The sequence below is a fragment of the Dictyobacter sp. Z7_2 genome, assembly GCF_057551105.1.
This window is the reverse complement of the sequence record NZ_BAAJPE010000002.1, coordinates 5,081,646-5,094,535: the sequence shown is the minus strand read 5'-3', so window position 1 is coordinate 5,094,535 and position 12,890 is coordinate 5,081,646. Positions and strand designations below refer to the sequence as shown.

The window sequence follows — 12,890 nt, the reverse complement described above, 5'->3', positions numbered from 1 at the left end:
CCGTAGCGTCAGGTCTTGGGCCTGACGCTACGGCGGTGAGCGACTCACCGTATCGGCACGATGACCTTTGACAGAGCACAACATTGGTTAAAACAGACCAATACACAGAATAGAGTGACTATAGATCAAATGAATATAATTTGAATAGTTGAGCTTTACAAGAAAGAATTTCATGCAATAAGGATTGAAATAAACTACATCTTAGATTATACTGTATGTATTGGTGAACGTTGATACACGCCAACTATCAATGAATCATCGCCTGTGCTCATCAGGATGCATCTACATATGTCATCCCGTGTGAGTCGCTCATTTCTCTTTCAGACGGCTCCCAGGAAATGCTCGACTGGCGACCGTATCCAAGCAAAGTGTTACCCTTTTGTAATGCAACCCTTTAGCAACATGGAAAATGGATCTTTTTTTCATGTGCATATTTATGCACTTTCAGTGGAGGAACCATTGCGAAAGTACATCACCTCTCCAATCTGTTCAGTTGCCATGCTTGTTGCACTCACATTTTTTACGTGGTGCAGCACAGTAACGCCCGTTGCCATGGCAGCTCCTGCGACAAAGGCCGCGACCGTCGCGCCAACGATCTCCTGGCATCGCGCTTGTAGCGTGACAACAAAGGCTGGCATGGCCTTCTGTAACGCACTTGTTGCCTACAATGCCCAGACCAATCAGACCATCAACCCGCTTGCGAACCCGACCGGTGGGAGCGCCCCTTACGGCCCGGCCAACTTCCACGCAGCCTACAATCTACCCACGAGTGCTTCCGGCACGCCAACGGTCGCAATTGTCGACGCGTACAACGATCCTAAAGCGGCCAGCGACCTGGCGACCTATCGCTCACATTATGGCCTCCCAGCCTGTACGACGGCCAGCGGATGTCTGAAGATTGTCAATCAGACTGGTGGCTCAAGCTTACCTGCCAGCGATTCCGGCTGGGGTCTTGAGATCTCGCTCGATCTGGATATGGTCAGCGCCATCTGCGAGAATTGCCATATCCTGCTGGTCGAAGCCAGTTCACCGACCACAGCTAATCTAGGCACAGCCGTCAACACCGCTGTCGCCGCTGGTGCGGTCGCGGTCAGCAACAGCTACGGTGGCTCATCGGGCACATGCTCATACTACAATCACACCTACGTCGCCATCACGGCCAGTACCGGCGATAGCGGCCTGGGTATCGAGTATCCAGCGGCATGCGAATATGTCACCGCCGTTGGCGGCACCACACTGAACTCCAGCGGTTCAGAGACCAAGTGGTCGGGTGCAGGAGGTGGTTGTAGCTCCGTCACGAAACCATCCTACGAAGTTGCCAGCGTCACATCATGCAGCAAGCGTGCTGTCGCTGACGTTTCTGCAGATGCCAATCCGAGCACAGGTGCCGAGGTCTATGACACCTATGGCTACAGTGGCTACCTGGAGGTCGGTGGCACCAGCGAGTCAGCTCCTATCATCGCCGCCGTCTATGCACTGGCCGGCAACGCGACGACCACCCAATATCCAGCGAGCATTCCATGGACCAAATATTCGACCGGCTGCCTCTTTGAGGTTGGCAGCGTTCGCTATTCTTATCAGGGCGGACTGGGCTCGCCAAACGGAACAGCCTGCTTCTAGACCCGCTGACCAGACACAGGATGCTCACACACATGCCAGGAATGATCGATGCGGATCGTCCCTGGCATTTACGCTTAGAAACCTGATCTCCTTCTTTTTCCTCCACGATGACACGTGACAACTCTGCAAGAAATTGCTATGATCTATAGATAAACGCTCCAAGATAGACAGACAGATCGCAAATTTTTGTGAAGAAGAAAGAAAGCAGAACCATGCCTGAATGGAAAATAAGCGATGACCTCTCGCCACAAGCATACTTTCAATACGCCATCGGAGGAAAGCAGCATCCGCAGACGCACCTCTGGCAGATCTGGATCACCTTTGACGGAAAAAATATCAACTGGGTTGCAGCCTATCACTGCGAAGATTGGATCAAGCAAGGCCGTCTGGTTCAGCAAGCCAAAGATACGGCGCAGCAATTGATCCCGACCGGAGAAAAATGGAACAAGCAAAAGGCATTCGATCTGCTCACCACCATCCATGCCAGCAGCGAAGAGGAGCCCCGCACCATGCCACCTTATATCGAGGCCATGATCCGTATCAATTTTACCTGGCGCTAGAGGCGACGCTAAACGTGCTATACCATTGACATCGACCATCACCGATGCGTAATAATAAAGCATCATGATCAGCGTCTACGACTATCCCTGGAAGGACTATTCTGTGAGCGAATATGCTACGACCGATGTTGTGATTATTGGTGCTGGAGTCATCGGCTGCTCAATTGCCTATTATCTGAGCAAAGCGGGCGTCCAGGTGACCATTGTCGAGCGAGAACAGATCGCCTCCGAAGCCTCAAGTGCTGCTGCGGGCTTAATTGCCCCGCTCGGATACAGCTCAGAGCCGGGAGCGTATCTGGATTTACGTATGGCCAGCTGGTTACTATATCCAGAGCTGATCCCCACGCTTGAAGAGATCAGTGGCATCCAGATAGAGGCCAATCGGCTGCCAGCGCTGAACATGTCAACTTACACAGACGATCTCGACACCTTCCAACAAAAATATGCCTTCTGGCAACAGCTCGGACTCCAGGTCTCCTGGCTCAGCGGTGCCGAACTGCGTGCCCGCGAGCCGCTGCTCAGCGAGCAGGTACAATATGCGATCTACTCCGGAGAGGAGATCAGTATGAAGCCTCCTCTGATGACCAGAGCTTTCGCGGAAGCCGCACGTCGTCAGGGAGCGAGGATCATCGAGCACAGCGAAGTCATCGCCATCGAGCACAGCGGCAGCCGCGCCACAGGAGTCCAGACGCTCACAGGACAGACCATCGCCTGCCAGCAAGTCATCATCGCCTGTGGAGCATGGTCGGCGCGCTTCAGCGACTGGCTCGGCTTCTCGCTCCCCATCAGCCCGATGCGCGGACAGATTGTGGCCCTCCAGCAGCCCGCGACGCCTCTCAAGCACATCGTCTTCGACGAGCATATCTATCTCGCCCCCAAACTCGACAACACCATCTACGTCGGAGCGACCATCGAGCAGGCAGGCTTCGAAAAGAACATCACCGCCGAAGGCATCTCCACCCTGCTCAACAGTGCCATCAGAGCCGTCCCGGCCCTCAAAGGAGCGAACATAGCCCGCATGTGGTCGGGACTCCGCCCCTGGTCGCCCGACAGCTATCCCATCCTCGGACCAGCTCCTCATTGGGAGAATGTCCAGCTGGCAACCGGGCACAGCGCCAATGGTTTCATACTCAGCGCCATCACCGGACAAGCGATGGCCGAAGTGATCACAACGGGACAGGTCCCTGCAATCATCCAGCCCTTTGGGGTCGAGCGCTTCCTGTAAAGCACTTCATACATAAATGACTCTGTTTTCTTGTCCAGACATGATGCGCTAACAGCGTCCTGGAAGGGCTCATCAGAAAACCATACATCATCAACGTTGTGGAGGCATCTCTTGCGGCGGATACTCCAGCTGAGGCTGATCGTAGTTAGAGCCTGTCGATGGTGCATCATAGATTTTGCCACCTTCCTGATAGCTCGCAGGCGGCGGCGACGGCTGATATCCTTGCTGATAGCCTCCATAAGGAGGAACTGGTGGCTGATAGCGCTCTTGTGGAGGGCCAGCATATGGCTGCGGGGGCTGATAGATTGGTGGTTGTTGAGCTGTGTTCCCAAATCTTCCTCCCATCACATTTGGACGCATCGTTCTCAAAAACGAGCTCAAGATAGCCACAATCGCGACGGTCACCACAATACCTGGCCACCACCAGTCAAAGAAAGCACATGCAGCTACTCCCAGAAAAAAGACAAAACCAAGAAAACCACCATAGGCTCCCTGCCGGTTATTGCTTGAGCCAATAGCTCCGAAAAGGGAGGTCAGCCCCAGGCCAACCATGAAAATGGGTAAGAACAAACCATGGGAGAAGATCGCTAACAGCGTGAAAAGCATAAAAATTCCGCCCGCCAACCCCTGAAAAGGACGTCGCTGCTGATACATAAGATGCCTCCTTTTTAATCAATCTGTGACTCATTCGTTACTATAAATACGCGTATCTCAATTATAGTACAAAGAATGCATTGCTGCTTTTCTTCCCAAAAATCGATAGCATACCTGGGATATAAGCGTAGAAAGGTTTTCAAAGTCCACCGACACTATCTTTTGGCCTCAATTCCTGCTAAAATAATGATTATCTCAGCATTAGCAACAAATCAGATGCTTTCTTAGCGTTATACGCAGTCGCCAACATCACCTATTCCCCGCAGCAGCGGCAGCAAAATCGATTTTCCCTGGTGGAATTTCCTTTACCGCTTTATTTTTGAGGAACAGATGAAATTAAATACGAAAGAACGACGCTACTGGTTATTACTGGCAGCCTTGCCGTTAGCGACGGGAGCCTCCCTACTTGTCTACGTATTCGCTCACATCTCTCTGGGATTATCCCTTGTGGCGGCAGCCATCATCGTTGCGGCAGTAGGAACCTTCACCTGGCGCAACCTGACACCTCCTGCCCGCGTGGAAATTGTACATCGTATGCGTGCAGGACTGCTTGCAGGTTTTCTGGCCACACTCTGCTACGACCTGATTCGCTGGATCACGGTCACTGTGCTCCACTTTACCTTCTGGCCCTTCGAGATCTTCCCCCTCTTCGGACGCGCTATCGCTGGAGCACAAACCGCAACGGGCCTCGCCAATACCATCGGCATCATCTACCATTACGCCAACGGCATACTCTTCGCCATTGCATACGCCATCCTGCTTGCTCCGCGTGGCTGGTGGACTGGCATCCTGTGGGCGCTAGGGCTGGAAGCGATGATGCTCTTAATCTATCCAGGCTGGCTCCATATCCAGGCATTTAATGAATTTCTCAGCGTCTCAATGCTTGGGCATGTCACCTATGGGGCTATACTAGGCATAGTGAGTCGTCGCGCACTCATCCTACAACGAACACGCGCGCAGCGGCAGCATACTGAAAGCAGCAACGTATAACGCCTGATGCAACATGCATCATCTTCTGTTTAGCCAGACAAACGGAAAGGGATCTGGGATGCCATCATCACAAGGACAGCCCCAGGGACAGGAGTTCATTATCTGTCATACCTGCGGCATGGACAATCCGCCACAGGCGAGATTTTGCGTACGCTGTGGTAGCGCCATAAACGCGGTCCCCGTTCAACCTCTCAGCGACTTGCCAACCGAATACAATCCGCCACCGGTATCGTCGCAATCGCCGCTACCCTCCATCACCGCGCATAACGAAGCGGTGCAGGACGCACCTACAGCATCTCTACCACCACCAACGCAACAATCGGAACCACCAACACAGCCGGAACCGCCAACGCAACAACCATTACAACCAACGCAACCTGCATCCTCTCCAATGAGCCGACAAAGCAGTCTTGAGCCGACCATGCCTGAGAACATGCTAATGCAACAGGCCATGCACGCCACGCCTCTACCTGCAAATGCCATGATCCAACCTACTGTTCGAGCTACTCCTCTATTACCATCCCAATCAACTCAAATTCCGTTTGTCGAACGAAGAAATTCGCTTCCGCCTGCGAGCATGCGCACAACACGCCAGCCGACACTTCCCGCTGCTCCTCAGACCTTCCCGGAGAACATGATCGAAGTGATGTGGGTACGCGTGCCTATCTTGCTACGACGTTACTCAATGGTGCTGTCGGAGGCATGGCATGATGGTATCTATTTAACCGCCTGGCCCTGGTTATCATTGATCACGCCCACGCTTATCTTTCTCTTTGGCCTCTTGCAAGGAAGCTTTCACTGGAGTTTTGGGATTCAGGACTCCTATATGGGAAGCGAGACCTTTACCGGCTCATTACCACTCCTGCTCATTGCCGCCTGTGTAGGAGCCTTCAGTGCTCAATTTGGATTGCTCCTCACGCTAGGATTTGCACTGGGAGATTTCTTTGTCACAGGCCCCCAGGTATCAACGTATCTGTATACCGACAATCCACTGAGCGCCTTTCTTTTCCTACGGATACCACTGCTCGTCACTTACGTCTTATTTTTCTTGTTAACCGTCATGCCGACGCTGACAGCCAAATTCCTTCTACTGAGCCTGCGCCCTTTCCTCAAGAGCCGACAGATTGCTCTCGTATGGATACGTGTAGGACTCACAGCTATATTACAGGGAGCGCTCGTCTATGCCTGGACATTATCGGTCCCCCTCTACATCAGAATCCTCTGGAGCTGGACCAACTCATCTCCACCGTTATCGGCGACCTACTATCCTCAATCGCTGAAAAGCCTGATCATCGGAGTTGCGGTCATCGCCTGCGTCATCAGAGGCATCAGCGCTTATCGGGTAGAACAAGAGCCGCCGCTGAAGCAGCGGATCGGACGTCTTATGACAGGACTGTATCAAGCCGACCTCCGACCGGCTTTTACACGCCGCCTGCCACTCATCGCCAGAGCGCTTTTGCTGGCCGCTGCTATGACGCTACTCTTCTCGGCCTTTATCGGTTCACTCATCGAGGTAGTTATCATCTTCACCTTCCTGGCGCTGATCTTGCTGGCACGGATGGTCTGGCTTCCGCGCCTGACATTCTGGTCCGCCTGGACACGTCTCGTCACCAAAATTCCGCTGCTTGTACGCCTGATCATAGGTGTTTTCATATCCTATCTGTTAGGACAATTTCTGCTCACAGCGGCGCCAAACCTGCCCACGCTATCGGATACGAATAGCGGTACATTTCTCTGGTTACTGATAGGTGTCTGCTTATCGCTACTCGTTTTTAGTGTGTTAGTGCCGCAGGTAACAGCGTCTCAGGACAGGACTCCTGCGCCTGGTAGACAGTCGGAAGGAATATAAGTATGCTCGGAAGACGTGTACGACAGGGACTCGCCGGGGCTGTGCTACTGATCCTCTTGACGATAGCCACCTCTCTCCCTGCGCGAGCCGATAACTGCGGCAGCCTCTCTGACTGCTTTGGGACTACAGGAGCCGCGATCGCAGCTCTGGTTGCCGTCGCCATCCTGGCAGGAATTCTGGCGGTAGCACTGCCAGCTCTACTGGCCGCCGCTGCTGAAGCCGCTGCCATCGAAGCTGCTGAAGCTGCTGCACTGGCTGCCGCCGAAGCCGAGGCCGCCGCCGCTGCTGAAGCCGCTGCCGCCGAGACTGCCGCCGCTGAAGCTGCCGCCGCCGAAGCCGCTGAGGCTGAAGCTGCCGCTGCTGAGGCATCAGAGACGGCAGAAGCATCAGAAGCCGCAGAGGGTTCGCAAAGCGCGGAAGCTGAGAGCAACTTTGCCGATGAACAAAAGCTAACCGATCACTATGAAAAGCATGGAGACGAGTTCGGCGATATCTCTCAGGATCAATATCTCCAGGACGCTCGCAAGCTGACCAATGGTGGCGATGATATCAGCCAATTTACCCGCCCGAACGGCGACACGATGTATTATAATCCAACCACCAATGAATTTGGCGTCAAGACCGCTGACGGCATCATTCGCACCTATTTTAAACCAACAGATGGCCTGGATTATTGGATCAGTCAGGTCACAAAATTTGGCGGGACGCCTTAAACAAATGAAGCAAATACTATTCTTGAGGAGATCAATCTTTCATGAACAACAATAACACATTCCCGCTGGCACCCGACGAGAGCCGTTTTGTAGAATCGATCCTCGCGCCACTCTCTGCTCGTGCCAAACGTCAACTCACACTGGACGCATTGCTCAAAAAATGGAACAAGTTCGTGGATCAGGTAACCCAGGGCTACGACGATTCTATCTATGAATATACAAATGATCTGAGCACCCGAGATACCCTGGAACAGATCATCCAACAAGCGCCGCAGCCTCTAAGTGAGCGCTTGCACAGTGTTGTCTACGCGATTGATCGCCGCTTCATCGAGCAGACAACCGAGCTACAGAAATCCCTGGGCACCGCTCAGCATCCCTGGTGGTTCCGCATTCCCAGAAATCTCAGCGACGAGCTACGCTCCGACCTGCACTCCGAAGGGATCATTCAATGAATCAGAGAACACGATAGCGAGTCAGTAGCGGGATAATCTCCGTCTGATAAAAATCGGGCTTCTCCTGTTCAAACCAGGAAAGTGCTCGGAGCAGCAGCGGAGGTAATCCCTCGGAGAGAGCTTTTTCTATCGCAGCCCGGGCAGCAGGATACTGCTCCTGAGAGATAGCGATCATGGCCTGCCAGAAATAGACATGCCAGACATAATTATACGTGTCCTCCAGTTTTAACATATTCGTATGCTCCAAAAGAGCCTGCGCCGCCTCAAAGTATCCACGGAGCCACAATTCCACGGCTCGGCAGAGCGATGCCCAGAAAGATTGAGGCTTCTGGGCTACAACAACGGCCAGACGCTCGATGATATCCTCAACTGGCGGTCGCTTCTCTATGTCTAACCAGAGCAGCATCCAGCCGGGACGGGGATCGCCTGCATTCAGGACAAAACATTGCTCAAAATCAGCATACGCATGCGCATGATCTTGTAGCCAGAGATATGTCAGGCCACGCCAGAAATACACCCAGCGATATTTTGGCTCGATCTCGATCACGCGACTAAAATCCTGAAGAGCCAGAGGATAATTTTTACACAAAATATGGATTTGCCCGCGACCAGTATAAGCCCAGGTATAATTTGGTCGATATTTCAACGCCTCACCATAATCCGCCAGCGCCTCCTGATACATCCCCAGGCTTCGGTAGGCGCTACCACGATTCGAGTAGCCACGGGCGTAGGTCGGATACAGTTCAATCGTATGATTATAATCTTCGATCGCTTTCTGATACTCTCCCAACCGTTTGTAGGCAAAGCCACGCTTGCGATAAATATAGGCGAAAAGTTCGGCCGAAAATGATGGTTCATTGGCGACAGCATTCAAAACATTATCTGCGGCCGTCAGTAGCGCCTCCCAGGGAACGGTCGGCGTATCAGCTTCAATATAGGCCAGCAAGAGCTCGATCGAGTGCCGCGCTCCTGGTCCTAGAAGATTATGTGGCTGATCCTGAATTAATTTGTATAAAAAGCGGATCATCTCTTCTATCTGATGTGTATATTCATAGGCGCGTAGAATCAGATCGACCGCCTCCCAATGGCTGGCGGTATCGGGTAGCAAAAAGAGCTGATAGACGACAGCTAAAGCCAGTTCGAGCCACTCATCCAGGCGATAGACAGATCTCATTTGCTCGATATGCGATACATTAGGCGTATAGCGATCCTCCTGCAAAGTCGCCAACTGCTCTTTATAGTAGGCGGCGAGAATTTTCCTGGTCGCATAATAGTCTTTGCGGGAGCGCTGATGAAGATGGCGACAGAAAAGCGCCTGCACGAGATCGTGATAGCTATGCCGCCCATCGAGCGGACTCGTGCGGATAAATGGCAGGTCAATCAGCCACTGATAGAGGTTAGCACGTTCCGCCACATTGACATAAGGAAACACCTCAATATCATCCATCGTAAAGGGACGCGAGAGCAGAGCGGCATCCAGCGCCAACTGACGCTTGACTCCTTCATGCTCTGGTATCCAGCGCAAGAAATTGATCACGACGTCTTTGGTGGGATCGATCTTTCCCAGCGGATTCGAGGTCAGCAAGGCGAGGTAGAGTGGAAGTCCTCCTGAGAGTTGCTGGATCGTGGCCACTTGATCAGCATCGGTGATGCCTTGCCTGGCCAGATAGGCACGCGTCTCGTCGGCCGTAAAGCTATCCAGAGGGATCGAGTAGATACTCTGGCTCGCCAGATAGGGCAACCAGGGCTTTAAGCCATCGGGAGTCGAATGCTCAATACCATCGCGTCCCGCCGTGACCAGCACCACATTATTACTGATGTTCGCCTCAAGAAAATAGTCAAGCAGCCAGGGAGCAGCCACAGAGGCGAGTTGTTCAAAGGTATCAAAAAACAGAAAGATGCGGCGCTGACGCTTTGCCCCGGTCACACTGGAGATCACCTGAGCATCGGTCAGGCGATTCAGCTCTTCCACAAACGCCGTAGTCAGGTCATCGATAGGATTTTCCAGCCGCTCTTTATCCTTGCTCACCTGGTTCGATTGATACTTTGCGATAAGATATTCGGTCGTTGACGCGACTCCCTCGCGCAGCAGCGGACCAACCAGCGGCACACCTTCAATCGTGGCCCCCGTCAGATCAGGAGCCTTGCGCAAAACGACATCCTGTAACGTCTCCGGCTCCGCCTGGACCTTGCGCAACGCCTCCTTATAACGCTTGAATGTTTTCTCAAAGCTCCCCATCATATGCAATTGATCAGCCAACTTCCCCATCAGATCTGCGGGAGTAAACTGTCGCTCATCGACAATCGCCGTCAAGCAATAATCCTTGAAAGCATCGGTATGTATCTCCGTGATCAAGCGTGTGAGCAACGTCGACTTGCCCACACCGCCTTGACCCGAAATAGAGATAATATTATACTGAGGCTCTTCCGGTTCAACAATATGTTGAAGAAAAAAAAGCAGCTCATCTTCTCGTCCGATAAAGAGCTTCTGAACATCATGAGAAACCTGGGAACTGTTTCTCTTAATAAACGGCATAGATTGCTCCTGGCGCGGGAAAGTCAAGATAACAAATAAAGCTCTGCATGAGCAGTATATGTTTATTTCCCCGAGGCGTCAACCGAGAGTTTGAGTACCTTTTCAGCGTTCAGATGAGCAATCTTCTCCTTGTCAGCAGGACTGATCGGCGCATCCTCAAGAAATTTCCTGGCTTCCTCCCCTGCACCGTACGGATAATCGACGGCATACATGATGCGGTCCGCCCCCATAATCTGAAGTGTGAGCAAGAATGGCGGCACGGTGAACAGGCCGCCAGGCGTCACATAAAAATTTTGTGCGAAGTAGTCCGCAACGGATCGCTGTAAGCGTTGCGCAGGAGGGAGAGCCTCCATCACAAGAGTCGTGCGCGCAAGATAGAACGGGATCATTTCTCCCCAGTGGCCGAGAATGATCTGGAGCTTCGGATACCTATCAAACACGCCTGCCACGATCATACGTAACGCATGGATACCTGTTTCCATATGCCAGCCCCAGCCACCAGTCGCCAGAGCAATGCTGATGGCAGGATCAAGCCCCGCATAGTACGCATCTTGTACGGCTTTCGATGGCACGGTGGGATGAATGTAGAGTGGGACGTCCAGTGCTTCCGCCATTTCCAGCAGCGGACGAAAAGCGGGATCGTCGAGAAAGCGTTCGCCCGTGCGTCCATTGATCAATGCCCCCTTGAAGCCAAGGACGCGAACCGTTCGCTCTAGCTCTTGCGCCGCAGCTTCGGGATCGGGTGTTGGCAAGGTTGCAAAACCAGCAAAGCGATCTGGATGTGCTTTGACAGCTGCCGCAAGCTGGTCATTAGTATCTCTGGCAAGCGGCACGGCATCCGCCGCTGGAAGGATCTGCACGCCTGGGGTGGTGTGTGAAAGGACCTGGACATCAATGCCAGTCTTGTCCATATCTTGCAAACGTCCTTCTCCAAGATCGGCCAGTTGACTGGAGAGAGAAGCAGGGAACGTCAGAGCCTGTTGAACTTGCGGGCCGGATACCAGTTTCTCTACAGCCTCCTTGATTGCTATCGTTTGGAAGTGTTCTTCAAGTGCAATGATTTTCATCCGGATTCCCATAGGAAATGATCCTTTCTTTTGACGCGATTAGCGTAGACATCGGGCGCAAGACCATTGAATCCAACTCAATCGGAGGGAGTTTCAAATGGATATGAAATGCTCTCCCAAATTGCCTGTATCGTTCTTGTATGATCCTCAGACGTGATTCATGCCGGTAGAGTATCAATCTTCCCATTCTCTCAAGAGTCGGATCGTTCTTTGCAGAGTGTCATCAAATCCCTGGACGCCTGAGCTCGGTTGCAACCAGGCAATCAGAGCGGTGTGCCAGATCTCTCTGAGAGCAACAAATGTAGGAATACTTGCCAGATCAATCTCGCTGATGGGTCGTTTCTCGGTGTATCCCTTGAGAAACGCCTGCCAGAGAAGATCGCCCGGGTCCAACTTGTAAAAGCCTTCGCACCAGCGCATAATGGCAAGATCATACGCACGCCAGCCTGTGGCACAGCAATCGAAGTCAAAGAAGGTAATGCGCCGGTCATTGTCAATATGATCGTTGAGCATATGACAATCTCCATGACACACACCCCAGTCCAGTCCTTGCTGCGCAAATTGCCGCACACGAGAGCGTAGACGCTCAGACAGATCCAGCACATAGCGCCAATCGTCTGCTGAACAGGTCTGGAGCGGCTCGATTGTCTGAAGCGACCAATCGATGAGATAGGCAAGATCAAGCGGAGCGCGTACATGTATGCTGATAACATGATCTGCGGCATTGTGGAGGTCAGCGATGGCTCTGCCATGATAGTAGCTATCGGTAGCATCATGACGATCCAGCGCTTCTCCGGGCGCGTATGTAAACAGGACAACGTGCCTTATCCCTTCAGGAGCCTGAAGAGTACACACATATTCTCCATCGCGCTGCGCCACGGGTACGGATACAGGGAGACCTGTTTGCTCCAACTGGATCAAGACCTCTAGTTCGTAGAGGACATCAGAGAGCGTACGCCAGCCCGCCTGATATGCTCTCAAGATATATTTTGCCCCGGACGTCTGAACCAGATAACTGTCATTGACGCCACGTGCCAGAAAGATACAGCGCACCTGGTTTCCCAGATCGTAGCGTGGAAGAATCTCAGCGAGTAATGCAGGCACTGAGAGGATTGAGGATGTGACAGGAAAAGGACGTGTCTGGCTCGTACCTTCTGAGATGCCATAAGTGATATGCGACAAGATGATTTCTCCTTACAATTTGATTGTTTATTGTAATAGTAG

General features: G+C 52.5%; 11 protein-coding genes. 7 read left to right on the top strand and 4 right to left on the bottom strand.

Annotated elements, in window-relative coordinates:
- Positions 1 to 459 precede the first annotated feature (459 nt).
- The 3 genes from AC27N8_RS34730 (at position 460) to thiO (ending at position 3,405) form a co-directional block, all read left to right on the top strand.
- Positions 460 to 1,620, top strand: a complete 1,161-nt coding sequence (locus AC27N8_RS34730; protein ID WP_487074214.1) for a S53 family peptidase — start codon at positions 460 to 462, stop codon at positions 1,618 to 1,620.
- 212 nt (positions 1,621 to 1,832) lie between these two features.
- A complete protein-coding gene (locus tag AC27N8_RS34725; protein ID WP_487074212.1) occupies positions 1,833 to 2,180 on the top strand; it encodes a hypothetical protein in 348 nt (115 codons plus the stop codon).
- 103 nt (positions 2,181 to 2,283) lie between these two features.
- Entirely contained in the window at positions 2,284 to 3,405 is a 1,122-nt protein-coding gene (gene thiO, locus AC27N8_RS34720) for a glycine oxidase ThiO (RefSeq protein WP_487074210.1), read from the top strand.
- Between the two features lie 90 nt (positions 3,406 to 3,495).
- Here the strand turns inward: thiO and AC27N8_RS34715 are convergent, their stop codons facing one another.
- Complete coding sequence (locus tag AC27N8_RS34715; protein ID WP_487074208.1) at positions 3,496 to 4,059, bottom strand: energy-coupling factor transporter transmembrane component T family protein; 564 nt, start codon at positions 4,057 to 4,059, stop codon at positions 3,496 to 3,498.
- A gap of 330 nt (positions 4,060 to 4,389) precedes the next feature.
- Here AC27N8_RS34715 and AC27N8_RS34710 point away from each other — a divergent pair, with 330 nt between their 5' ends.
- From AC27N8_RS34710 to AC27N8_RS34695, 4 genes are read left to right on the top strand one after another with little or no spacing between them, the layout of a single operon-like run.
- A complete protein-coding gene (locus tag AC27N8_RS34710; RefSeq protein WP_487074206.1) occupies positions 4,390 to 5,049 on the top strand; it encodes a hypothetical protein in 660 nt (219 codons plus the stop codon).
- A 58-nt stretch (positions 5,050 to 5,107) separates the two neighbouring features.
- Positions 5,108 to 6,898: a hypothetical protein gene (locus AC27N8_RS34705; protein WP_487074204.1), complete on the top strand. Its 1,791-nt coding sequence runs from the start codon at positions 5,108 to 5,110 to the stop codon at positions 6,896 to 6,898.
- 2 nt (positions 6,899 to 6,900) lie between these two features.
- Positions 6,901 to 7,611, top strand: a complete 711-nt coding sequence (locus tag AC27N8_RS34700) for a hypothetical protein (RefSeq protein ID WP_487074202.1) — start codon at positions 6,901 to 6,903, stop codon at positions 7,609 to 7,611.
- Between the two features lie 41 nt (positions 7,612 to 7,652).
- Positions 7,653 to 8,063, top strand: coding sequence for a hypothetical protein (locus tag AC27N8_RS34695; RefSeq protein ID WP_487074200.1), 411 nt, complete (start codon positions 7,653 to 7,655; stop codon positions 8,061 to 8,063).
- Between the two features lies 1 nt (position 8,064).
- On the opposite strand, the gene AC27N8_RS34690 is transcribed toward AC27N8_RS34695, so the two are convergent.
- The 3 genes from AC27N8_RS34690 to AC27N8_RS34680 all read right to left on the bottom strand — a co-directional run bounded on the left by AC27N8_RS34690 (position 8,065) and on the right by AC27N8_RS34680 (position 12,848).
- Entirely contained in the window at positions 8,065 to 10,599 is a 2,535-nt protein-coding gene (locus tag AC27N8_RS34690) for a tetratricopeptide repeat protein (RefSeq protein WP_487074198.1), read from the bottom strand.
- A gap of 62 nt (positions 10,600 to 10,661) precedes the next feature.
- Entirely contained in the window at positions 10,662 to 11,678 is a 1,017-nt protein-coding gene (locus AC27N8_RS34685) for an amidohydrolase family protein (protein WP_487074196.1), read from the bottom strand.
- A 162-nt stretch (positions 11,679 to 11,840) separates the two neighbouring features.
- Positions 11,841 to 12,848, bottom strand: a complete 1,008-nt coding sequence (locus AC27N8_RS34680) for a phosphotransferase enzyme family protein (protein WP_487074194.1) — start codon at positions 12,846 to 12,848, stop codon at positions 11,841 to 11,843.
- Between the last annotated feature and the right edge of the window lie 42 nt (positions 12,849 to 12,890).

Bases quoted from the DNA above. Each gene is read 5' to 3' on its own strand.
- AC27N8_RS34725 (WP_487074212.1), top strand. From the start codon at position 1,833: ATGCCTGAATGGAAAATAAGCGATGACCTCTCGCCACAAGCATACTTT.
- AC27N8_RS34715 (WP_487074208.1), bottom strand. From the start codon at position 4,059: ATGTATCAGCAGCGACGTCCTTTTCAGGGGTTGGCGGGCGGAATTTTT.
- AC27N8_RS34710 (WP_487074206.1), top strand. From the start codon at position 4,390: ATGAAATTAAATACGAAAGAACGACGCTACTGGTTATTACTGGCAGCC.
- AC27N8_RS34705 (WP_487074204.1), top strand. From the start codon at position 5,108: ATGCCATCATCACAAGGACAGCCCCAGGGACAGGAGTTCATTATCTGT.
- AC27N8_RS34700 (WP_487074202.1), top strand. From the start codon at position 6,901: ATGCTCGGAAGACGTGTACGACAGGGACTCGCCGGGGCTGTGCTACTG.
- AC27N8_RS34695 (WP_487074200.1), top strand. From the start codon at position 7,653: ATGAACAACAATAACACATTCCCGCTGGCACCCGACGAGAGCCGTTTT.
- AC27N8_RS34690 (WP_487074198.1), bottom strand. From the start codon at position 10,599: ATGCCGTTTATTAAGAGAAACAGTTCCCAGGTTTCTCATGATGTTCAG.
- AC27N8_RS34685 (WP_487074196.1), bottom strand. From the start codon at position 11,678: ATGGGAATCCGGATGAAAATCATTGCACTTGAAGAACACTTCCAAACG.